Raw genomic sequence first — 22744 nt, 5'->3', positions numbered from 1 at the left:
GACCGCATCAGCCGTTCGTCCGGCTGCTCGTCCTGACCCGTGAACTTGTTCCGGACCTTCTCCCGCTGCGTATACGCCTTGACGTTGTCGATGTAGTTCGCACACAGCTTGGAGATGGCCTCCTCATCGGCCGAGATGGCGCGCTGCACCTCGTTCTTCACCAGGTCCTCGTACTCCTGCTTCACCATCGAGATCAGCTCGCGGTAGCGCTTGCGGTCGTCCTCCTTGGTGACCAGCGAGTGCTGGGCGAGGCCACTGTCGAGCTCGTTCAAGACCAGGAAGGGGTTGATGCAGCCCTCGCCCTTGTCGCTCACCAGGGCGTTGGAAATCTTGTCCTGGATGTAGCGGGCGCTGATGCCCTCGAGGCCCTCACGGGAGGCCTCCTTGCGGAGCTCCTTGATGTTGTCCTCGGTGAAGTTGGGCAGCGTCTTGCCGTTGTAGAGCTTGAGCTTCTGCAAGAGCGAGAGGTTGTGCTTCTTGGGCTCCTCCAGGCGCGTGAGGACGGCCCACATCGCCGCCATCTCCAGCGTGTGCGGCGCGATGTGCTTGCCCTTGATGGCGCGGGAGTTGAAGTCCTTCTCGTAGATCTTCACCTCCTCGCTCAGCTTGGTGATGTACGGGATGTCAATCTTCACCGTACGGTCACGCAAGGCTTCCATGAACTCGTTGTTCTCGAGCTTCTTGTACTCGGGCTCGTTGGTGTGCCCGATGATGACCTCGTCGATGTCCGTCTGGGGGAACTTCTTGGGCTTGATCTTGTGCTCCTGCGAAGCCCCGAGGAGATCGTAGAGGAAGGCCACGTCGAGCTTGAGCACCTCGACGAACTCGATGAGGCCGCGGTTGGCGATGTTGAACTCGCCGTCGAAGTTGAAGGCGCGCGGGTCGGAGTCGGAGCCGTACTCGGCGATCTTCCGGTAGTTGATGTCACCGGTGAGCTCGGTGGAGTCCTGGTTCTTCTCGTCCTTGGGCTGGAAGGTGCCGATGCCGACGCGGTCCTTCTCGCTGAAGACGAGGCGGTTGACCCGGATGTGCTCCATGACCTTGGCGAAGTCGCCCTTGTACTGCGTCATCAGCTCCTTGAAGACGAAGCGGCAGGCGGGGCACAGCTCGCTGCCATCCGGGATGGTGTAGCCGGACTCGGGAGGGCTCAGCTCGGCGAGCACCTTGGGACGCCACTCGCGAGGGATGAGGTTGAGCGGCTCCTCGTTCATCGGGCACTTCATCTTCTCGCGGACGGTGACGCCGTCCAGGCCCTTCTTGTCGGTGAGCCAGGAGAAGGTGTAGGCGGCGCCCTCGGGCGTCTTGGAGTACTCCTCCAGGCCCTTCTTGAGCAGACGGGCGATGGTGGACTTGGACGAGCCGACGGGGCCGTGCAGGAGGATGACGCGCTTCTCGGTGCCGTAGCCCTGGGCCGCGGACTTGAAGACGTTGACCAGCTTCATCAGCGGGACGTCCAGGCCGAAGATGGCGTCGCGGCCGCCGAACTTCTCGTCACTGAAGAAGTGGTAGCGGATGAGCTTCTTCTTGTTGTCGATGTACTCCGTCTTCCCGTGGGAGAGGATCATGTCGTAGATCCTCTGGAAGGCGGTGCGGGTGACCTTGGGGTTCTTGCGGACGATCTCGAGGTAGTCCTCGAAGGAGCCCTCCCAGTGGAGCTCCGCGTAGGTCTTCGCGTCTTGCAACGCGGCGATCTTCGCGATCCACGAACCCTTGCTCTCTACGTCCTTCATGACGCTCCCTCGGGCCACCCGAAAGCGCGGGATTTCGCGCCTTTGGAGGGCCAAAAAGTGAACCTGGGGGGGTAATGGGCCATTCCAATCCCACCCACGACGGGTCCCAGACGACACGAACGTCCGACCTGCCCTTTCGGGACCCCGCCGCGGGGTGGGACCGCGTGGCCAGCTCGTGTCGGAAGGGCTCGTCGCCGATGCGGCGGGCCCTGCCTCCACGGGGTGAAAAGGCACACTCCATTATAAGGGTGGACGGTCTTTCGGGGAGGTGGGGATTCGATTTCTCCGTCCACGGCGAACGACGGTACGAGAGGAAGGGTGGAAATCGGACGTTCAGCTGTGGGGCAGGGTCCCCGCCTGCTCTACATGTCGGCGCGCGGCGGACAGGGCCACGGCGGCCAGGGGCCAGAGCACGACGCAGAAGATGGACAGCAGGGCCCAGGTGTGCAGCAGCTCGCGGGGCGGGGCGCCGCGCAGGGCGGACTCGCGCAGGCCGTGCAGGGCATGGGTCGCGGGGAGCAGGCGGCCCATCGTGCGCAGCAGCGGGGGCAGCACGTCTGTCGGGTAGAGGACGCCGGCGAAGAGGTAGCTGAGCGCGTCCAGGGCGTAGGTGAAGGGATCGCCCCGCTTGAAGACGAGCACGAAGGCGGCCGACAGCAGGCCGAGCGCGCAGAAGGTGAGGGCGCTCAGCAAGAGAGTCAGGACGAAGGAGACGGGGTGGAGCTGCAACCGGGCGCCGAAGAGGAGCGCACCGAGGGCGAGCAGTCCCACCGCGCGCAGCAGGGCGTTGGCCACGGGCCAGGCGCCCATGAGCGTCACCACGTGCACGGTGGACAGGGGCGCGCCCAGCAGCGGCTCCAGCGAGCCGTCGTTCTGCGCCGTGCGGACCGCGCTGGAGAAGCCCGTCTGCAGCGCGCGCAGCAGGGCCGCGGTGGCCAGCCCCACCAGCGCGAAGGAGAAATAGTCCGCGCCGTAGCGGCCGCGCACCACCGGGGACTCGCCCACCGTGCGGGCGAGGAAATAGAAGAGGGTGAGGGTGAAGAGGCCCCCGGACACGAGCAGCAGCCCGTTGAGCCGGTAGGCCATGAGGGTTTGCAGGTCGCGCCGCAGGAAGGCGAGCAGCAGCCGCATCACGCCTCCTCCCGGGGCACGGTGGCGAAGACGGCCTCGGCGGCGGGCCGTACCTCGGAGAAGGGGCCCGCGGCGGCGATGCGGCCTCCGTCCAGCAGCAGCACCCGGTGGGCCACGGCCTCCACCTCGGCCAGGTCGTGGCTGGCGAAGAGCACGGCCGCTCCCCGTGCGGCCACGTCCGACAGCAGCCGCGTGCGCAGCCGGCGCGCGGCCCCCGGGTCCAACGAGCGCGTCACCTCGTCCAGCAGCAGCACCCGTGGCCGGTGGAGCAGGGCGCGCGTCAGCACCACCCGCGCCTTCTCCCCCGTGGACAGCGTGCGCACCTCCCGCTCCAGCAGCCGCCGGGCCTCGAGCAGCCCGGACAACTCCTCGATGCGCGCCTCCACCTCGCGCGCGGGCACGCCGTAGAGCGCGGCGTAGAAGCGCAGGTTCTGGCGCGCGGTGAGGCGTGGCGACAGGCCCCGGTCATCGGCGAGCGCGGCCCCCACCTCGCGGCGGCACCCGGGCCGCTCGCGCACCACGTCGCGCCCGGCCACCCGCGCCGTGCCCGCGCCCGGCAGCAGCAGGCCCGAGAGGATGCGCAACAGCGTGCTCTTCCCCGCGCCGTTGGGTCCGATGAGGGCCACCACCTCGCCCGCCCGCACCTCGAAGGAGACACCGCGCAGGGCCGTCCGGGGAGCGTCCCGCCCGCGCGCCCGGGGCCACCAGGGCCGTGGGTATGTCTTCTCCAGCGCGAGGGCCTCGATCTCCGGGGGCATCCCCCCATCTCAACCCGAAAACCCCTCGCGGGTGAATGCGCGAGCTCGCCTGGAGGGGGTGGAGGGGATGCGTCACCCGGACTCCTGGCTCCCCGGCGAGAGCACCACGAGGTTGGAGAGGACGGACAGCAGCTCGGCGGGCTCCACGGGCTTGGCCACGTGCATGTTGAAGCCCGCCGTCAGGGCGCGCGTTCTGTCTTCCACCCGGGCATAGGCCGTGAGGGCCACCGCGGGCACTCCGCCGCCCTCCTCGGCCGGGAGCGCGCGCACCTGGGAGATGAGCCGGTAGCCGTCCTCGCCCGGCATGCCGATGTCCGAGACGAGCAGATCCGGCCTTCCCTCGCGCACGGCGCGGAGGGCCTCGGACGCGGAGGCGGCGGTGACGACGTGCGCCCCGTACTCCTCCAGCATCACCTTCAACACCTCGCGGTTGTCCTCCTCGTCGTCCACCACGATGATGCGCCGCCGCGCGAGCACCGCGTGGGCGGGGAGGACGGCGGGCGGCGCGGGGCGCTCGGGTTGCGTCTGCCGGGGCTGGGCGGGGGGCAGGAGGACCGTGAAGGTGGCTCCCCGGCCCGCTCCCTCGCTCGCGGCGTGCACCGTGCCTCCGTGCAGCTCCACGAGGTGGCGGACGATGGCGAGCCCCAGGCCCAGGCCTCCATGTCTCCGGGTGGTGCCGCCCTCGAGCTGGCGGAAGCGCTCGAAGATGTGGGGCAGGAAGTCCGCTGGAATCCCCGGCCCCTCGTCCGCGACCGTCACCTCCACCGAGGCCTCCAGGCGCCGCAGCCGCACCTGGACGCGGCTGCCCCCGGGGGAGAACTTCACCGCGTTGGAGAGCAGGTTCCACACCACCTGCTGCAGCCGGCCCGCGTCCCCCATCACCACGTCCTCGCCCGGCTCCAGCTCCGCCAGGAGCTGGATGCTCCGGGCGTCCGCCGCGGGACGCACCGACTCCAGCGCCGCCTGGATGACGTCCACCAGGTGCACCGGCTGCGTCTCCATCCGCAGCTTGCCGGAGATGATGCGGCTCACGTCCAGCAGGTCCTCGATGAGCTGGGCCTGCGCCTGGGTGTTGCGGTCCACCGTCTCCAGCGCCCGGGCGTGCTTGTCGGGCGGCAGCCGGCCGGTGCGCAGCATCTTCACCCAGCCGATCATCGCCGTGAGGGGCGTGCGCAGCTCGTGGCTGACGGTGGCCAGGAAGTCGTCCTTGAGCCGGTTGGCCTCCTCGGCGCGCTGGCGCTCCTCCTGCGCCAGGGCGAAGAGCCGCGCGTTGTCGAGCGCCATCGCCACCCGGCGCGCCACCTCCTCCATCCGCAGCACGTCCTCCTGCCCATAGCGGCGGCCGGAGGCCTCCGTGGTGAAGAACGTCAGCACGCCGAGCGTCCGTCCCCGCGCCAGCAGGGGCACGGACATCATGGAGCGGCACTTCATCTCCCGGATGGCCACCAGGTGCTCGGCGCCCTGGGCCGAGCGCTCCTCGACGGCGCCGGTCACCTCCGCCACGAGGATGGTCTGGTCCTGGCGCATGGCCCGGGCGGAGGGGTGCTCGGGGTTCTGCACGGGCGGGAAGCGGCGCAACCGGTCCGCCAGCTCCGCCAGGGCGGGGTCCGCGTGGGCCACCTCGACGCGCTCGACGTGGCCGTCCTCTCCCACCAGGTCCACCATGCACCAGTCCGCCAGCACCGGCACGGCCAGCCGGGCCACCTGCGCGAGCGTGGCCGCCTGGTCCAACGAGGCCGCCAACGCCGCGCTCGCCTCCGAGAGGAAGCGCAGCGTCTCCGCCCCGCGCTTCTGGTCATCGATGTCCGTGCAGGTGCCGAACCAGTGCGTGATGCGGCCCGTCCCCTCCCTCAGGGGCAGCCCCCGCGCGATGAACCAGCGGTACGCGCCGTCCGCGGCCCGGCGCAGGCGGTACTCGACGGAGTAGGGCGCGCCCGTGGAGACGGCGTGCCGCCAGGCCTTCTCCGTGTGCGCGAGGTCCTCCGGGTGGACGGCCTGGAGCCAGCCGTCCCCCCGGGCCTGCTCCAGCGTCTGGCCCGTGTACTCGAACCAACCCGGGTTGAAGTACTCGGTGTACCCATCCGCCCGCGTCCTCCAGATGAGCTGGGGGAGTGCCTCCGCGAGCAGCTGGAAGCGTGCCTCGGACTCGCGCTGCTGCTGCTCGGCCTCCTTGCGCGAGGTGATGTCCATCACCACGCCGGCCAGCTTCGTGGGCCGTCCCCGCTCGTCGAACAGGACCCGGCCGCGGCTCTCCTGCCAGCGCACGCCGCCGTCGGCGCGCAGGACGCGGTACTCCAGCTGGTGCTCGCTCTCGCCCTGCTCCCGCGCCGACTGCCCCAGCGTGCGCGCCACGCGCTCGCGATCCTCCGGGTGGATGAGCGCCAGGGCGGCTTCCGCGGTCCCCAGGAAGGTGCCGGGCGCCATGCCGAACATGGGCTCGACGTTGGGCGTCCACACCATGCGCTGGTTGCCCAGGTCCCACTCCCAGGCCCCCACCTCGGCCGCCTTGAGGGTCCGGCGCAGGTGGGCCTCGCTCTGGCGCAGCGCGGCCTCCGCCCGCTGACGGTACGACAGGGCCTCCTCCGCCGCCTGCCGGGCCCGCACCTGCTCCGTCACCTCCACCGCGAAGAGCAGCACGGCCTCCACCTGGCCCGCCTCGTCCAGCAGGGGCTGGTAGGTGAAGTTGAAGTAGCCCTCCACGAGCTGGCCATCGCCGTTCTGGTCCAGCATCAACCGGCGCCCGGCGGCCGAGTAGGGCTGGCCGGTGCGGAAGACATCGTCGAAGACGTCGAAGAGGCTGGTGCCCACGAGCTCGGGGTGGGCCTCGCGCACCGTCCGGCCCAGCAAGGTCCGGCCTCCGTGCAGCCGCTGGAGGGCCGGGTTGGCCAGCTCGCACCGCTGAGCCGGCGCCCGGTAGACGCCCACCGCGGCGGGCACCTGCGAGAGGATGCTCTGGAAGCGGGCCCGCTGCCGCTCGGCCTCGGCCCGCAGCTGCTCGGTCTTCTCGCGCTCCCGCGAGCGCATGTCGCGCACGAAGGAGGCGGCGGTGAGCCCGATGAAGGCCAGCAGGAAGCCACTGCCCGAGAGCACGAGGAGCTTCGCGCTCCGGGCGGCCTCCGCGAGCCCGGCGTTCTCCCGCTCCAACCTCCCCTTGGCCTCCTCGCGCAGCTCCCGCTCGAGCACGCGCAGCTCATCCATGAACCGCTGGCCCTCGCCGGATTGGACCGTCTCTCGCGCGGCGGCGGACTGGCCCTCCTGCTCGAGCCGCACGGTCCGTTCGATCAGCGCGAGCTTGCGTTGGATGCGCGACTCCATCGCCTCCAGCCGCCGCCGCTGGTGGGGCTCGTCCGCGGTGAGGGCGCGCAGGCGCTCCAGCGAGGGGTGGATGCGGCTCCGGGCTTCCTCATAGGGGGCGAGGAAGTGCCGCTCGCCGGTGAGCAGGTAGCCGCGCTGGCCCGTCTCCGCGTCCTTCATCAAGGACAGCAGCAGCTCCGCTTCGTTGATGACGTCCAGCGTGTGCGCCACGCGGCCCGAGCTCCAGGCGAGCTGCCGGGTGGAGCGCAGGAAGAGGGTGGCGATGAGGACCACGGCGAGCCCGGCCGCGAGCAATCCGGCGAGCACCGGCAGGGGCAGCCGGCGGGAGCGCCTGGGGGCGGGAGTGCTCGGGGGGGAGGGATCCATTCAGGCGGCCTGTCGGACACGCTTACCCCATGGCCCGCCTGTACCTCGGGCCATGTGCGAAGGGACAGCGCGTCCGCGTCGGATCGGTAACACATCACCGGAGCCAGTCGTTCGATGGTTCCTGCTCGGGTCTTCAGGTGCGGTGGCGCTCGGCCTCGCGGTAGAGCTGGGTGAGGGAGCAGTCCAGGAGGGACTGGCGCGAGCGCATGTAATGGCGGGCCCGCGCGAAGGGGAACCAGACGCGGTTGCCCACGCGCACCTGGGCCTCCTCGAGGTTCCTGCGGGGTATCCACTGGCCGCCCAGGTGGCGCACCAGCACCTCGCCCAGGTAGGCGCCGATGGAGGGGACCGCGCGCTCCTCGATGACGTCGCGCGGGTACCGGGTGGGGAAGTCCCGGCGCCAGAAGTGGGAGTCGGCGTCCGTGAGGGACTCGGGCGAGGTGTCGAAGATGGAGGGCACCTGGGTGTGCAGCAGGGCCACGAGGAGCTCGGCGAGGTAGCTGTAGTGCTCCCGGGCGCGCTCGATGTCTTCCACGTCCGGAGGCAGGGCGGACTCCGCGGGGCGCCACTCCTCGGGCTCGGGGGGCCGCCAGGTGTTGAGCTCGGCGATTTTGCGCTGACGCTCGTGACTGGGGACCGCCTCCACCACGCGCGAGAGGAGTGGCGCCAGGTCCGGGGGGAAGTGGGGCTCCACGGGGGCGAGCATGGCGCTGCGCTCACGCAGGGTGCGCAGCAGGGTGGAGAAGTCGAGGTCCGGCCGGAGGTGCGCATGCGCGCGGGCCTGGGCGAGGCGTGCCTCCTGGCTGGCGAAGTCCGCGAGCGTGGGCCACGTCACCAGCAGGACACAGCCGTTGGGCAATTCCTCCACCCGCCAGGCGGGCGTGGACAACATGCGCTCGCGGCCCACGGTTTCCACCAGCTTCGGGCCGAAGACGTTGAGCCAGCACACCTCGTACACCTTGTCGAAGCCGTCCCTGTACGAGGTCTCCTTGTCACGGCCGCATTCAGGAAAGTCCGCCAGTACCAGGTCATCACTGCTGTGGGCGACGGCATGGGAGGCCGGGTAATGGGACGCCCACGCACGCACCATCTCCACGAATTGGCGGCAACGCTCTGCGTCCCAGAAGAAGGAGAGGGGTTTCAGGTTGATCGTGATGTCCAGTCTGGGTGGACGGGGGGGGGGAGTGACCTCCAGCATCATGTCCAACGCGGGCCACTGCGTCCGGTAGAATCCAACCGTGTTGTCTCCTTCACGCTCCTCCTCCAAGGCCTTCCAGAATGCGGCGCGGGCGTACTTGCGTTGCCGCTTGCCTTTGACGACGTCCGGCATCCATCCGTCGGCGCATCCCTCGAGCGCCTGGAGCAGGGGCTCCAACTCGTTTTCCCGTGCCGCCCGTGGAGCGAAGGTGCCTTCGAACTCGAACCAGAGACGGTCCTCTTTCTTCAGTTCGCGAAAATGCAGCACCTTCATTGGAATGACACCTCCACTCCCGGAACCTTCTTGTCGGTGTCTTTCACGGCCTTCGTCAACGCTCTGGTGTCTTCAGGCAAGAGGTCACCCCCTTCGTAGACGAGTCGGACCCGTTGGACTGGCACCTCGCTGCCTCCACGAAGAAGAGGCTGGAGGGCGGTGCGGCGGATGTCCAGTGTCCCGCCGTACTTCTGGAGCGCTTCCCTCGCGTCCCTCACGATTTGCGCCTTCCACTCTCTCGCGTCCAGCAACCAGAAATCACGGCTCTTGAAACTGAAGGTCTCGACGCGAGGGGGCCCCGCGGTGGGCCCACCCTCCTCGATGACGAGCACATCCGCGTAGCGCAGGCCGCTCTCCGGCTTCCAGACTCCCACGGAGCGCAGGATACGCGGTTGGATGAAAGCCCCGAGGAAGCGGCGCTGGGTCCGAGGCAGCGCGGCGTCGGCCTCCAGCAACGCCACCATGAAGCGCTCGAAGGCCAGCCCCCGGGTGAACCATCCCCACATCTGCTCGTAGTGGGCCCAGCGCAGAGGCCCCTGGGTGGCCTTGCCCTGCTGGAGCTCTTCGACACGCCTCTCGTAGTAGGCGACGTACTCCCGCCAACGCGGGTTGCCCTCGGCTCCAGGCGGCGGAGCATGGGGGGAGGGCCGCTGCTTCTCCAGCACTGCCACGTCCCGGGGCAGACGCGGACCCGGGGTTTCCAGTTCCACCAGCGTCAGCCGGGCCTCGACCACCTCCCGTGTGAGGCCCGCCGCCTCGTCCACCAGGGAGGCCAGACCCCCGGCGCGCTCCATGGCACTGGCCTCGAGCGTGGCGCGTGCGGCGCCATCCAATAGGGTGGATGCCTGCCCGGGGCTCGTTCGCGCTGTGTTCCTCGCCTCCGCGGAGCCCGTGGCACCGGGCCGCGCCCGGGACATGAGCGCCTGCGCCCGGGCCACATCTCCCCCGGCCTCGCGCAGCGCCAGCGCGGCGTCCACGCCGCCCACCGCCACGAATTCGCCTGCCTCCCGGCTCGCGCGAATGTCCCGGACCAGCTCCTTCAGGCCATTCACCCCCAGCCTGTCCTCCACCTGCCGCGCGAGCTCCCGCAGGCGCACCTCCACCGCCTGGGGCCCCAGCGTGGCCCGAGCCTGGGACAGGGCACGCAGGCCCTTGCCGCCGGCATACAGGGTGCCCAGCAGCAGGACGGGTGCCAGCTCGCGCGTGGCCTGCTCGTAGTGGCCCTGGGACAGAGAGGACACGCCCTGCCCCGTGCCCGCCACCAGGGAGTAGAAGCCCAGCGGCACTCCGAACGACATGGAGTCGAAGGTGCCCAGCGCCACACTGCCTGGCGACAGGTGCCGCAACGCCAGGGCCCGGTGCACCTCGTGGGCGGCGTGCTGGTAGGGCGGGGGCAGGTGCGCCCACCTCTGCGTCAATTCCAGGTAGCGCCCGCCGTCCACCAGGGAGCTGGTGGTGAGTGCGTCCCGGGCGGCACGGCCCAGGCCCCGCAGCACGTCCCCGGACTGCTCGCCCCGCTCCGGGTAGCGGGAGAGGGGCAAGCCGCGCGCCTCCAACTCCTGGAGCACGGCGGGCATGAGGGCCAGCGTCTGCCCCAACTGCTTGTCCCGGGCCAGCAGCCGCAGCACCGCGTCCACTTCATCGTCGTGGGCCGAGTGCAGCACGTAGAGGGCGAACACCTCGGCGTGAAAGGGGCCATAGCGCTCGGTGGTGCTCACCAGGAAGGCGGCGCGCTTGCGTTGCAACAGGGCAGCGGCGTCCTCACGCACCGGGCCCAGCGCGCCCAGCCGCACCGCGCCCCACTCGTCCAGGGCCTCCACCAGCCGGGGCATGTCCACACGCTGTTGCAGGGCGACGTATTCCGCGGGCGAGGTGCACGAGAGGAAGGGCGCCAGCAGCACTTCGCCGCCGGAGGAGAAGTCGGGCCAACCCGGGGGCACGGCCAGGCCTCCGCAGGTGGCGGGGCCCTGGGAGACAGTCCCCCCGCTGGCCACCCCGTGCACCGCCGCCTCGCCCGCGCTCACGCTCGTGTCCGTGTCCAGCCCCCGGGCGCCGCGGCGCCGGTGCAACCGCTCCGGCCCGCCCGCCTCTTGGGGTGCCAGGGACGGCGGCACCAGAGGCGAGCGCAAGAGAGCGCGCACGCGATGGGGGCTACCCCCGCGGAGGAGGTGCGGTGCCCGCGTGGCGCACCCGGTAGTGAGCAGCACGGTCCCCATCAGCAGCACCACCCAGCGGGGAGCGCTCACCGCCGGACGTGGAGCCTCTCGACACTTGCACACGCGGCACCTCCCTCATGCTCCGCGCGGAGTGGGCATGGAGCGCGGCTCGAAGCAGGGGGCCAGTCTACCCGTGCCCCTGCGCCGCCCACGTGTCGCGCGCGGTCATGGCGGGCCTCCCACTTCCCGGGTCGAGTGCGTGGAGGCCGTCGGGCCACGAACGGGCCGTATGAACATGACCGGCGCAGGTGGCCGTGCCCGCTGTCGAAGCAGCCCCCAGTCGACTTCATTACCGGAGAGACGGCGAGGGTTGAACGACAACCGGGCCGCCTCCAGGACGGTGTGCCCTGGGGACGGCCCGGTGGGTGCGTCAGCGGGCGTGGCGGATTACTGCGCCAGGGCCTGCTGATTGGCGAGGCGCTTGGCGCACTCGGCCTTCATGTCGACGTAGTAGTCCTTGGCCGACAGGGAGATGGCCTTGGTGTACAGGTCCAGCGCCTCCTGGTACTTGCCCGAGGCGTCCAGCAGCACCGCGAGGTTGTAGAGCGCCGCCGGGTTCTGCGGATTGCCCTGCACGTAGGACTCCATCTCGGTGATGGCCTGGGGCACGTTGCCCTTCTCGGCCACCTCGATGATGGGCTTCTGCGCCTTGTCGTCCCCGTCCATGCGGATGTACTTGGTCACGTACGTGGGGGTGATGTCGAAGAGGATGCGGCTCACCAGCGCGCGCGCCGCGTTGCCGAGGGCGGTGTCCTTGTCCTCGCCACGGCCCACCATCTCGTACTCCTCCTCGGCCAGCAGCGCCTTGCCCGAGGCGTTGAAGGCGGTGACGCTCACCACCGTCTTCGCCTCGTAGAACTTCACCTCGCGCTCGGTGGTGTTGCCCTTGCTGTCCGTGTCCTTGACGGTCTCCGTCTTCTTCTCGGCGTCCCAGTCGTTGACGTCGATGCGGATGCCAATCTCATCCTGGCCCTGCGCCGGGCCATTGCCGGTGCTGAGGATCTGCACGGAGCGGCCGGCCACCTTCACGACGATGCCCTCGTCGGAGCGGTCCGCCACCTGGAAATAGCCCGCGGTGCGCGCCTGCCGGGTGAGCTCGTCGATGACGAAGTCCCGGGCGCCCTTGCGGCCCTCGGTCTGCACCACCGTCAGCCGCTTGGAGGAACCCAGGTTGACCCGGGCCGGCTGCAGGACATTGACCTTCAAACTTGGCGCACAGCCCACCGCGAGGGTGGCCGCCAACGCCAGCACGACGTGACGCAGAGAACGGGAAGACAGCATGTCGGGTGATTCCCCCTTTGATGCCCGCTTGGATACGGACGGCGCGAAGGCTACACGCCCGCTTGTCCACCCGACAACCCAGGGGTGGGTGCGAAAGGACCCACACCGAGGGCATGGTTGCTTGGCTTTGGGCCGGGCCTGCGTATTCTGCGCGCCCTCATGCCGTCCGCTTCGTCCGTTCCCGCCGCCCCCCCACGCCCCTCGGGCTCCACTCCCCTCCTCTCCGCGGTGCCCGATGTGGCTCCGGAGCCGAGCACCCGGCTGCTGCTGCTGTTGCTGCTGGCCGCGGCGCTGCTGCCGCGCCTGGTGCTGATGCCCTTCAACGAGAACTACTACGGCGACGCGGTGGCGCGCACGGAGCTGGCCGAGCGCTGGGCGCGCGAGCCGCACCTCATCACCTCGTACGGGGATGGGGCCTACCAGTTCGGGCCGCTGCACCTGTACGTGGTGGGGGCCGCGCTGAAGGTGGTGGAGGACAAGGCGCTGGCGGGCCGGCTGGTGAGCCTGCTCTTCGGGGTGCTGTCGGTGGTGCCGCTCTTCGCGCTCACCCGGCGCCTCTTCGACTGGCGCGCCGGGGTGTGGGCCTGCCTGGCCTTCTCCGTCTGGGGCATGCACCTGCAGATGTCCACCACGGCGGCCAGCGAGGCCCTGTCGCTCTTCTTCATGCTGTGGGTGTTCGCGCTCATCGCCGAGGGGCTGGACGAGAACCGCATGGCGCCCTTCTTCGGGGCGGCCCTGGTGCTCAACCTGGCGTGCGCCGTGCGCTACGACGCGTGGATGTTCATGCCGCTCTTGTCCCTGGCGCTGCTCTTCTGGGGCGAGGACCGGGTGGCGGCCATCACCCGCGCGGTGGGCTTCGGCCTGCTGTGCCTGCCCTTCCCGCTGCTGTGGATGCAGGGCAACGAGATGGCGCATGGCGATCCCTTCTTCCCCATCCACGCGGTGGAGCAGTTCCACGCGGACTGGACGCGCGAGGGCGTGGCCCGCGTGGGCGAGTGGCGCTACCGGCTGGAGAGCCTGGGCTTCTGGCCGGGCGTGGCGCTGCTGACGCTCTCGCCGGGCGTGGCGCTGCTGGGCATGGTGGGCATGTGGCGCTCGTGGAAGGAGCGCCCGGACACGCGCTGGCTGGTGCTGGCCGCGCTGGTGCCCGCCGCGTACTTCACCTTCCGCGCCGTGGTGCTGCTCAACTTCCAGCCGCTGGGCCGCTTCACGGTGACGGAGCTGGCCGTGCTGCTGCCCTTCATCGTCCCCGGCCTCGAGGCGGTGCGCGGCGCCGGGGCCCGCAAGGCCGTGGCCGCCGTGTGCTCGGTGCTGGCGGTGGCCGTGCCCCTGGCCATGGGCCTCTACACCTTCCGCGCCGATGGCCGCTGGCAGGACAGCCTCCGTCCGGTGAGCCCCACCTCCACCAACCCGGTGCCCCTCATGCAGGTGGCCCGCTTCCTCAAGGAGGAGGTGGCTCCCAGGGGCGGCGCGGCCGTGGTGGATCAGGACCCCAGCTACATGGATCTCCAACTCGCCTTCTTCTCCGGCCTGCCGGATGAGCGGCTGGCCCGCGTGCGCTGGGAGACCTTCCGCAAGCACCTGCGCGAGGCCCGGCCGGAGTACCTCGTGCGCTTCGACAACGGCTCGCTGGTGCGCGACCCGGCCGTGAAGCTCGAGGGCCGCACGCTCACGCTCGACGGCGTGGCCTACGAGGAGCAGGACGGCTTCTCCGCGCCCCTGCACGTCTACCGGCGCCGCTGAGGCCTCCCCCGGGGGTCGCGCCGCGGCTGTGCTCCCAGGCGCTGGAGCGCGCGCGGCTGTCCGCCCGGGCCCTCCCGTAGTCCTCAGGCCGGGGGCCGCGAGCGGGGCAGGCGCACCGTGAAGGTGGTGCCGTCCTCGGGTGTGGAGTGCACGTGCACGCTGCCCCCGTGCCCGAGGACGATCTGCCGGGTGATGTAGAGGCCCAGGCCCAGGCTGCCCCTGCCCGAGCCCGCATCCGCTCCCTGCCGGTAGGGCTCGAAGAGCGTGGGCAGCAGCTCGGCGGAGATGGCGGGGCCCTCGTTGTGCACCTCCAGCAGGAGGTGCGAGTCCTCGCCCCGGGTGGACACCCGCACGGGTGTGCCCGGAGGGCTGTGCTGCAGGGCGTTGCCCACCAGGTTGGTGACGACCTGCGCCAGCCGGCCTTCATCCGCTTCGCCCCGGCCCTCGCCGCTGGCCTGGAAGCCGATGCGGCGCCCGGGCCACGCCAGCCGCACCTCGTCCACCACGCGCCGCACGTGCTCGTGGAAGTCCAGGGGCTGGGGGTGGATGGGAATGCCGCCCCCCACGCGCGCCTGGGTGAAGTCGAGCAGGTCTCGAATCATTCCGCTGGCCCGGTCCGCCGCCGAGACGATGCGGTGGGCCGTCCGCGTGGTGCGCTCGTTGCCGGCCTCGCGCTCGAGCAGCGCGGCCGACAGGGCGATGGCGTTGAGGGGGTTGCGCAGGTCGTGGCTGACGATGGCCACCACGTCCTCGCGCACGCGGATGGCCTCCTGCGCCTCCTGGAAGAGCCGCGCGTTGTCGATGGCCACGGCCGCCCGGTCCGCCAGGCCCTTGGCCACCTCCAGGTCCTCGGCGAGGCCGTCGGTGCGGGGCCGCGTCCACGCGAGGTTGATGAGGCCGAGCTTGCGGCCCCGGGCCACCAGGGGCACGAGCGCCACCGCCTTCGGGCCGAGCGCCTCCAGCTGGGCCCGGTGCTCCGCGTTCCGGGAGGCCGCATCCAGCCACGCGGGGGTGAGCTCCGGCACGGCCACGGCCTCGCCGCGCTCCAGGGCCCGGGCCATGGGACTGTCGCCCCCCATCACGGGCGGATAGGGCCGCGAGCGCTGGATGATGGTGTCCATCGCCGGGTCGCGCGCCGCCAGCTCCAGGCGGTGCAGCTGCCCGTCCTCCCCCAGCAGATCCACCATGCAGTAGTCGCACAGGTGCCGCACGGCCAGGGAGGAGAGCTTCTTCAGGGTGGTGGCCAGGTCCAGCGACTGCGACAGCAGGGTGCCCGCCTCGAGGAAGAAGGCCTGGTGGCGCTCGGCGCGCTTGCGCACGGTGATGCCGCGCACCACCCCCGTGAAGAGCCGCCCCTGCGGCAGGAGCGTCTCGCTGACGGAGAGATCCAGGGGGAAGACACTGCCGTCCTTGCGCCGGCCCTGCACCTCGCGCCCGATGCCGATGACCCGGCGCTCGCCGGTGCGCAGGTAGTGCTCCATGTAGCCGTCATGCGCGCTGCGGTAGGGCTCGGGCATGAGGACGCTGACGTTCTGTCCGGTGAGCTCCTCGGGCGTGTAGCCGAACAGGTGCGTGGTGGCCGGGTTGACGTGCTGGATGAGGCCCCGCTCGTCGATGGTGATGATGCCGTCCACCGCCGTCTCCAGGATGGCCTGGAGCCGCTGCGTCGTCTCGCGGAGGACCTGCTCGGCGCGCTTGCGCCGGGAGATGTCGCGGGTGAACTTGGAGAAGCCGCGCAGCACGCCGTGCTCGTCGCGCAGCGCGGTGATGACGATCTCCGCCCAGAAGCGGCTGCCGTCCTTGCGCACGCGCTGCCCCTCCATCCGGCAGTGGCCCTGGGTGACCGCGGCCCGGATGCACCGCTCGGGCAGCCCCGCCTCCCGGTCCTCGGGCGTATGGAAGAGGGCGATGTGCTGGCCGAGCACCTCGCGCTGCGTGTAGCCCTTGATGCGCTCGGCGCCCGTGTTCCAGCTGATGACCCGGCCCTCGGTGTCCAGCAGGAACACGGCGTAGTCCTCCACGCCCTCCACCAGCAGGCGGAAGCGCTCCTCGCTCTCGCGCAGGGCCTGCTCGGCCTGTTTGCGCGCGGTGATGTCCAGGGAGATGCCCCCGAGCGCCGAGGGAAGCCCCTCGCCACCGGGCAGGGGGAACTTCGTGGACAGGTACGTGCGCGGGCCCGTGTCGAACTCCACCACCTCCTCGAACGTGCGCGTCTTGCCCTCCAGCACCTGGGCGTCGTGGGCGCGCAGGGACTCCGCCAGGGCCCGGGGAAAGAGCGCCGCGTCGTCCCGGCCCAATATCTCCTCGAGCGGGCGGCCCACCAGCTGCTGCTGGTAGCGGTTGCCGTAGAGGTAACGGCCCTCGGCGTCCTTGGCGAAGATGGCCACGGGCGCCTGGTCCAGCAGGGCCCGGAGCCGCTCCTCGTCCAGGCGCTGCACGGCGTCGCGCTGGCGCAGGTACTCGGCCAGCCCCTCGGCGATGCCCGTGGTGATGAAGGCCGTCAGTGCCCGCACCTCCCCCAGGGTGACGCGCACGTCCGTCTCCTCCACCAGATCCAGGATGCACTCGCGCAGCACGTGGTACTCGCGCACCAGCGCCTGCACGTCGAAGCCGATGCGCAGCCGCTGGCTTCCATGCTCGCGCGCCACCGGCAGCCACTCCGGAATCGGCGCGGCCCCGGAGGCCGTCTGCTGGCGCAGCACCCGGGCCATCTCCCACAGGTACTCGCCGATGTGGTCCTCCAGCTCCGCCTGCGTCCGGGGCGTGGGCGCGAGCCCCTCGCGCAGGCGCCCCGTCCACCGCTGGATGATGTCCTCGTGCCGGCGCTCCAGCAGATCCGCAAGGGTGGGCGGCGGCGACTCCGAGGCGTGCGGGTCGAAATTCACGGCGCCCCCTCGACGGGTGGCCCCAGGGGCAGCTCCCACGAAGCCGCGGACCGCGCGGGCGCGAGCGTGTCCCCTCCGCCCCGGGGCGAGTCCTCGGAGATGGGCTCGAAGGTGCCGGTACGGGGTGGAGGTGGGCTCATGGGTGAAGTTCTGGTGTCCGGCTCATGCGTGCAACATGCCGGACTCCCAGACAAGCGCATGGAGGCGAAGGGCCGTCATTCAGGGGACATCCGCGGGGACCCGGGAAGAGCGGGCGGCCCCTCGATTTCCCGCCCGCCTGATCGCACACCTCCTCCTGCGGCGGACTGAAAATCTTTCCGCTTCGTGCTTGTAAAGACTTCAGCCCGCCTCTCGACCCTCGGGATAAGTATTGAAGAGGACAGACAGGTGAGTTGGCGCGATTCCTGCTCGATGCGCCAACGGAATGCGTAGACCCGAGAGTCTCTCCAGATACACCGTGGAAGTGAGTCCGAACGCCTGGAGGCAGATCGCCCATCTGCCCCTGGAGACGTACCAGCGCATTCGCGAGGAATTGGACGCGGTGGCGGCCCGCATGAGGCCGGAGACGCCCGCACCGCTGCCCCAGAGGTTCGTCCGGCCCGTCGAGATCCGCTCCATCCTGTTGGAGGACCATATCGCGCTCTATGAGGTGGACCCGTCGCGCAAGCGCCTCACGCTGAGGGAGATCGCGAACCGCTCGAAGCAGGGCGCGTAGGCCGCCAGGCGGGCTCGCTGCCCGGGGCTCGGGGTTCCCGCCGGCGGACATGGCGGGCCAGGCCGACACATCCTTGAAGGTATGGCTGAACACGAGGTCCCAGGCGTGGAGGGTCGGATCCGTCTCTGCGACTTCATCCGGGAGAACACGGCCCGCATCCTGGAGTTATGGGAGCGCGAGGTGCGTCTGCTGCCGGTGCTCCAGGACTTCTCCCGCCCCCGGTTGCTCAACCACCTGCCCGAGTTCCTGGAGCGGGTGGCCGCGGTGGTGGAGACGGTGCACACCGGGGAGGAGAAGACGCTCGGTGGGTTCCCCGAGGAGCATGCGCTCGAGCGGTTGAACGTGGGGCTGGACGTGGAGCAGGTGGCCCAGGAGTACGCGCTGCTGCGGGCCTGCGTCCTCGAGCTCTACGCGGGGCACCTCGGGGCGATGGGGGCATGGGCCTCGGGCGTGATGATGCACGAGGTGGTGTACTTCAACCGGACGTTCGACGAGGCGGTGACCACCTCCGTCTCGCGCTATGCGCGGGCGCGCACGCGGACGCTGGTGGCGTTGGATCGGCTGTCCGAGGCGGCGCTGGGCACGGAGGACCTGGACACCTTCCTGCCGAGGCTGCTGCGCGTCATCCTGGAGACGACCGAGCCGGTGGACACCGTCACGCTGCTGCTGCGCGAGGGGGACGTGCTCCGGGTGCGCGCCTCGGTGGGGCTGGAGGAGCTGGTGACGTCCGGCTTCAGCCTGCGGGTGGGTGAGGGCTTCTCCGGGACGATCGCCGCCGAGCGGCGCCCGCGGGAGGTGCGCTCGGCGTCGACGGACCCGCTGGTGAGGAGCCAGGTGCCGCGGGACCATGGGCTTCGCGCCCTCTATGGCGTGCCCCTGTTGCAGGGCGGCGAGGTGCTGGGCGTGGCGCACATGGGCAGCCGCACGGCCTTCGAGTTCTCCCACGAGGACAAGCTGCTCTTCCGGGCCATGGTGACGCGGGCCACGGGCCTGCTCGTCCAGGCCCGGCTCGTCGCCCGCGAACGCGCGGCGCGCGAGGAGGCGGAGGAGCGCAAGCAGTTGCTGCGCATGGTCATCGAGCAGAGCGGGGACGCCATCATCATGGCGGACGAGCGGGGTGAGGTGCGCATCTTCAACGCCGAGGCCGAGCGGCTGCATGGGGTGGGCCGCGAGGAGGTGACGGCGCTCGAGGGGCCGCTGGCCTCCAGCCTGCTCACCGTGGAGGGCCGTCCCATGTCGCGGGAGGAGGCGCCCCTGTTCCGGGCCCTGAGGGGAGTGCCGGTGATGGGCGCCCACTGGGTGGTGCGCCGGCCGGACGGCTCGGTGCGCACGCTCTGCGGCAGCGCCCTGCCCATCCGCCGGCCGGATGGCTCGCTGGCCGGGGCGGTGCTCTCCGCCCGCGACGAGACGGAGCGGCTGCTGCGCGAGGTGGGCAACGCCGAGGCGCTGGCCCTGCTCGACACGGTGCTGGCCACCGCTCCCGTGGGCCTGTCCTTCGTGGACCGGGACCTGCGGTATGTCCGCATCAACCACGCGCTCGCCGCCATCAATGGCGTCCCGGTGGGGAGCACGCTGGGGCGCACCGTGCACGAGGTGCTCCCGGAGCTGGCGCCCTCCGTGGAGCCGCTCTACCGGCACGTGCTCGACACCGGGGAGCCGCTGTTGGAGCTCGAGGTGACGGGCACCACGCCGGGCCTCGCGGGGAGCCAGGGCCACTGGCTGGTGAGCTACTACCCCGTGTGGAACCGCCGGGGCCAGGTCTTCATGGTGGGCTCGGTGGTGGTGGACATCACCGAGCGCAAGCGGGCCGAGGAGCGGATGGCGCAGCTGGACGCGCTGGTGGCCGCCGCGCCCGTGGGCCTGGCGCTGCTCGACACGGAGCTGCGCTATGTGCACCTCAACGAGGCGCTGGCCCGGGCCAACGGCCTGTCCGTGAAGGAGCACGTGGGGCGGTCGGTGACCGAGCTGCTGCCGGAGTACGCTCCCCAGGTGGAGCCGATGCTGCGGCGGGTGCTGGAGACGGGCGAGCCGGTGCGAGGGCTCGAGAGCCGGGGCATGGCGGCGAATGATCCGGGAATCGTCCATCACTGGGTGTCGGACTACTTCCCGGTGCGTGCGCCGGATGGGCGGGTGATGGGACTGGGCGCGGTGGTGGTGGACGTCACCGAGGCCCGGCGCAAGGAGGAGGAGCTGCACCGGGCGGCGGAGTTCCGCGAGCGCTTCCTGGGCATCGTCTCGCATGACCTGCGCAACCCGCTCAACGCCATCCTCCTGAGCGCCAATGCGTTGATGCGCTCGGATTGCGTGGTGAAGCAGCACCTGAAGGCCGTGCGCCGCATCACCACCAGTACCGAGCGCATGGTGCGGATGATCAGCGAGCTGCTCGACTTCACGCGGGGGCGGTTGGGGGGAGGCATCCCCATCACGCCGAGGCCGGCCAACCTCCGCCACCTCTGCCGGCACGTGCTGGAGGAGCTGGAGGCCGTCCACCTGGATCGCGAGCTGCGGCTGCGCGCGCAGGGAGACTTCCAGGGCGCGTGGGACCCGGATCGGCTGGCGCAGCTGTTGGGCAACCTGGGCAAGAACGCGCTGGACTACAGCCCGGCGGACACACCGGTGGACTTCTCGCTGCACGACGAGGGCGGCACGTTGCGCGTGGAGGTGCACAACGCGGGGCCGCCCATCCCCCGGGAGCTGCTGGCGGGCATCTTCGAGCCCTTCCGGCGCGCGGTGAGGGGAGATGCCCACCCGACCTCGGGGCTGGGACTGGGCCTGTTCATCGTGCGGGAGATCGCCCGGGCTCACGGGGGCTCCGTGGAGGTACGCTCCAGCGAGAACGATGGCACCACCTTCACCGTGCGGTTGCCGCGCCATGGCCAGCGAGCACGGGAATCCGCCGGGGCCGTGCACTGAAATCCACTCCCTCTCCCCCCGGAAGAGGGGAGAGGGGAAATGGCCGCGGACTTAGCGGCGCAGGAGCGGATCGTCGTCGGGGGTGAGGTTCAGCGAGCGCTTGCTGTGGAGATCCTCATCGGGCGTGCTGATCTCCACCTCCTCGCGGCGGACCGACTCGGCCACGCGGCGCTCCTCCTCGATGGCGTCCTTGTGGATGACCACCTCTTCATCCACCACCGCGCGCTTGTGGACGTCCACTTCCTCGGCGCGCAGGGGTACCACCACCGTCTCCTCCTTGAAGGAGGCGTTCATGGCGGGCCGGTCCGGATTGACGTCGCGGCGCTCCACGCGGACGCGCTCGCGGCGGACGGGCACCTCCACCGTCTTCACCTCTTCCACCACGTCCTTGTGGACGCGGACCTCACCGGCCGAGACGTCGCGCTTGGTGACCTCCAGCTCCTCCTTGTGTACCGGGATGGCCACCTCCTCGGTGCGGCGAGCCTCCCACGAGCGATCCTTGATGCCCGCGTCCGCCCTCAGGCTCGTGTCCGAGGCCAGGCCGGTCGTGCCGAGACCCGCGTTCGTGCCGAGACCCGCGCTCGTGCCGAGGCCGGTGCTGGCCGTGCCGTACTTGTCCGTGCCCGACAGGCTCCGGAGACTGTCCTTGCCGTGCATGAGGATGATCTCCCCGTCCCGGATGTCACTGATGTCCGCGTATCGGACTAGGTAGTCCTTCGGGAAGAAGAGGCCCTTCTCGATATGGAACGCGTCATCGCCGAGAGAGAAGACCCTGCCGAGCTTCTCGCCGTCGATGCTGCGAACCGTCATGCCTTCCCTCAACTGCGTGCGCTGGAACATGGCTGCCTCCTGGTGAGTGGTTCCAGGCCTCACGATGGGGGTTGCTGGCGGGAGCGGCACAGCGCGTCAACACGGACGCCCGGCCGCATTGCTGTCCAGGCTTCGTGCAGGAACCCGGGCCTCTCCCGGTATCCCGCTTGCGAACGGGCCCGGCACCTGGGGAGGTACCGGACCCGCGGACGGCAGGGACTTGCGCGGAACGCCTACGGATACACCTCGCGGCGCGGAGGCGGCAGTCCACCCTCGGGCGGAGTCGTCACCACCACGCCCTCGGAGGCGATGCGCTGGCGCTTGTTCACGCCCACGGTGCCTCCGAGGATGGCGGAGATGAGCCCCAGGAAGAGCGCGCCGAAGACGCCCCAGAAGGCCTTGCCCGTGACGTCCGCCGCCTGGAGCGCGCCCGTCTCGACCTGCTGCACCGCCTGTCCCGCCTTGCCCTGAGCGGCGTTGAACTGGGCCTCGACACGGTTCGCCACGTCCTCGGCGTCCGCGCGCGAGAGGGCCGTCTTCTCCGCGATGGAGCTCACCAGCACCTGCCGGTCGAGCCGTCCCTGCTGCACCGCCGTCCGCACCACGTCCTTCGTCGCGGCCTCGAGCTGCGCCGCCGTCACCTCCGGCTTGCCCTGTGCGCGCAGGCGCTCGTTGACGGGGCGCAGGGCATCATTGGCATCCAACCCGAAGCTCTTCGCCACCTGGCCCAGGCTCCCGGACTGCGAGGCTCCCGCGGAGACCGCCGCGCCCGTTGCCTGCGCGGCCGACTTGCCGACCGAGAACAGCCCGCCCGCCAGGGCGGAGACCAGGTTGCCGAGCAGCCACAGTCCCACCAGCGTGGTGAGCCCCCACATCACGAGCCCGTGGATGCCACCGCTCGACTTCGTCTGCACGCCCGCGCACCGGCCGGCCACGATGCCGCCCACGAAGAGGGCGATGAGCGGGGAGACGAGGCCCCAGATGCCCGTGAAGATGCCGGAGGACTTCGCGCTGCCCACGTCCTGCGGGTTGATGGTGGACAACCCCAGGGCCAGGCCGAAGGCGTAGAGCAGGATCCACAGCCCGAGCGCCGTCACCACACCCGCGAAGATGGAGCCCCAGCTCACCTTCACCGGAGGTCCCGCGAGGAATCCAACGCCTGCTCTCTGCTGCGTCGCCGTTGCCATGCTCCACCTCTCTGAAGGAAGGGAGGAGTCCCTTCACCTTGGAAAAGTGGACACCCTGGCTCGACGGGGGAGCGGGCCCGTGCGGAGGACCTGCCCATCCTCCCTGGCTCGGTGGCCGAGCGGGGACCGAGTGGAGGGGTCATGGGTCCATCACGAATCGGCGCCATGGGCTCTGCCGCTTTTGACCCCGCGTCCCCGCTCGCCTTCCGCACCCGGTGAGCGG

The 22744-nt window shown here is 70.6% G+C and carries 14 protein-coding genes; 3 read left to right on the top strand and 11 right to left on the bottom strand.

From position 1 onward, the window contains the following. The 7 genes from AC16DP_RS45615 to AC16DP_RS45585 form a co-directional block, all read right to left on the bottom strand. A partial coding sequence (locus AC16DP_RS45615; RefSeq protein ID WP_483957079.1) for a PrkA family serine protein kinase occupies nucleotides 1-1730 on the bottom strand: 1730 nt, incomplete at its 3' end. A gap of 333 nt (nucleotides 1731-2063) precedes the next feature. Next, entirely contained in the window at nucleotides 2064-2861 is a 798-nt protein-coding gene (locus tag AC16DP_RS45610; RefSeq protein WP_329726714.1) for an ABC transporter permease, read from the bottom strand. Continuing rightward, the gene (locus tag AC16DP_RS45605; RefSeq protein WP_329726715.1) at nucleotides 2861-3619 is read right to left on the bottom strand and encodes an ABC transporter ATP-binding protein; all 759 of its coding nucleotides are present in this window, start codon (nucleotides 3617-3619) and stop codon (nucleotides 2861-2863) included. The genes AC16DP_RS45610 and AC16DP_RS45605 overlap by 1 nt, the downstream gene beginning before the upstream one ends. Before the next feature lie 72 nt (nucleotides 3620-3691). Further along, on the bottom strand, nucleotides 3692-7300 hold the full coding sequence (locus tag AC16DP_RS45600) for a PAS domain-containing protein (protein ID WP_329726716.1): 3609 nt from the start codon (nucleotides 7298-7300) through the stop codon (nucleotides 3692-3694). Between the two features lie 133 nt (nucleotides 7301-7433). Next, nucleotides 7434-8771 carry a hypothetical protein gene (locus AC16DP_RS45595; RefSeq protein WP_329726717.1) on the bottom strand — a complete coding sequence of 446 codons (1338 nt, stop codon included), beginning with the start codon at nucleotides 8769-8771 and terminating at the stop codon, nucleotides 7434-7436. After that, nucleotides 8768-10912 carry a hypothetical protein gene (locus AC16DP_RS45590; protein ID WP_329726718.1) on the bottom strand — a complete coding sequence of 715 codons (2145 nt, stop codon included), beginning with the start codon at nucleotides 10910-10912 and terminating at the stop codon, nucleotides 8768-8770. Before AC16DP_RS45590 ends, AC16DP_RS45595 begins: the two co-directional genes overlap by 4 nt. Before the next feature lie 462 nt (nucleotides 10913-11374). Then, entirely contained in the window at nucleotides 11375-12268 is an 894-nt protein-coding gene (locus AC16DP_RS45585; protein ID WP_329726719.1) for a tetratricopeptide repeat protein, read from the bottom strand. A gap of 159 nt (nucleotides 12269-12427) precedes the next feature. Between AC16DP_RS45585 and AC16DP_RS45580 the strand changes: the two genes are divergently transcribed. Then, entirely contained in the window at nucleotides 12428-14011 is a 1584-nt protein-coding gene (locus tag AC16DP_RS45580) for an ArnT family glycosyltransferase (protein ID WP_329726720.1), read from the top strand. A gap of 83 nt (nucleotides 14012-14094) precedes the next feature. Here AC16DP_RS45580 and AC16DP_RS45575 read toward each other — a convergent pair whose 3' ends face one another. Together AC16DP_RS45575 and AC16DP_RS45570 are read right to left on the bottom strand one after the other, a co-directional pair. Then, nucleotides 14095-16896 carry a PAS domain S-box protein gene (locus AC16DP_RS45575; RefSeq protein ID WP_329726721.1) on the bottom strand — a complete coding sequence of 934 codons (2802 nt, stop codon included), beginning with the start codon at nucleotides 16894-16896 and terminating at the stop codon, nucleotides 14095-14097. Continuing rightward, nucleotides 16893-17036 carry a hypothetical protein gene (locus AC16DP_RS45570; protein ID WP_329726722.1) on the bottom strand — a complete coding sequence of 48 codons (144 nt, stop codon included), beginning with the start codon at nucleotides 17034-17036 and terminating at the stop codon, nucleotides 16893-16895. Before AC16DP_RS45570 ends, AC16DP_RS45575 begins: the two co-directional genes overlap by 4 nt. 317 nt (nucleotides 17037-17353) lie before the next feature. Between AC16DP_RS45570 and AC16DP_RS45565 the strand changes: the two genes are divergently transcribed. Continuing rightward, nucleotides 17354-17611: a hypothetical protein gene (locus tag AC16DP_RS45565; protein WP_329726723.1), complete on the top strand. Its 258-nt coding sequence runs from the start codon at nucleotides 17354-17356 to the stop codon at nucleotides 17609-17611. Between the two features lie 105 nt (nucleotides 17612-17716). Continuing rightward, nucleotides 17717-20524: a PAS domain-containing protein gene (locus tag AC16DP_RS45560; RefSeq protein ID WP_329726724.1), complete on the top strand. Its 2808-nt coding sequence runs from the start codon at nucleotides 17717-17719 to the stop codon at nucleotides 20522-20524. Between the two features lie 51 nt (nucleotides 20525-20575). On the opposite strand, the gene AC16DP_RS45555 is transcribed toward AC16DP_RS45560, so the two are convergent. Together AC16DP_RS45555 and AC16DP_RS45550 are read right to left on the bottom strand one after the other, a co-directional pair. Then, nucleotides 20576-21364, bottom strand: a complete 789-nt coding sequence (locus tag AC16DP_RS45555) for a YsnF/AvaK domain-containing protein (protein WP_329726725.1) — start codon at nucleotides 21362-21364, stop codon at nucleotides 20576-20578. Nucleotides 21365-21567: 203 nt separating this feature from the next. After that, nucleotides 21568-22521 carry a hypothetical protein gene (locus AC16DP_RS45550; protein WP_329726726.1) on the bottom strand — a complete coding sequence of 318 codons (954 nt, stop codon included), beginning with the start codon at nucleotides 22519-22521 and terminating at the stop codon, nucleotides 21568-21570. Nucleotides 22522-22744: the final 223 nt, after the last annotated feature.

It is taken from the genome of Archangium sp. (genome assembly GCF_057119385.1).
The sequence above is the reverse complement of the archived record's forward strand: the minus strand, read 5'-3'. Positions and strand labels throughout refer to the sequence as shown.

Coding starts and splice junctions, on each gene's coding strand:
- AC16DP_RS45600 (WP_329726716.1), bottom strand. CDS start 7,300: ATGGATCCCTCCCCCCCGAGCACTCCCGCCCCCAGGCGCTCCCGCCGG.
- AC16DP_RS45555 (WP_329726725.1), bottom strand. CDS start 21,364: ATGTTCCAGCGCACGCAGTTGAGGGAAGGCATGACGGTTCGCAGCATC.
- AC16DP_RS45580 (WP_329726720.1), top strand. CDS start 12,428: ATGCCGTCCGCTTCGTCCGTTCCCGCCGCCCCCCCACGCCCCTCGGGC.
- AC16DP_RS45605 (WP_329726715.1), bottom strand. CDS start 3,619: ATGCCCCCGGAGATCGAGGCCCTCGCGCTGGAGAAGACATACCCACGG.
- AC16DP_RS45550 (WP_329726726.1), bottom strand. CDS start 22,521: ATGGCAACGGCGACGCAGCAGAGAGCAGGCGTTGGATTCCTCGCGGGA.
- AC16DP_RS45585 (WP_329726719.1), bottom strand. CDS start 12,268: ATGCTGTCTTCCCGTTCTCTGCGTCACGTCGTGCTGGCGTTGGCGGCC.
- AC16DP_RS45610 (WP_329726714.1), bottom strand. CDS start 2,861: ATGCGGCTGCTGCTCGCCTTCCTGCGGCGCGACCTGCAAACCCTCATG.
- AC16DP_RS45595 (WP_329726717.1), bottom strand. CDS start 8,771: ATGAAGGTGCTGCATTTTCGCGAACTGAAGAAAGAGGACCGTCTCTGG.
- AC16DP_RS45570 (WP_329726722.1), bottom strand. CDS start 17,036: ATGAGCCCACCTCCACCCCGTACCGGCACCTTCGAGCCCATCTCCGAG.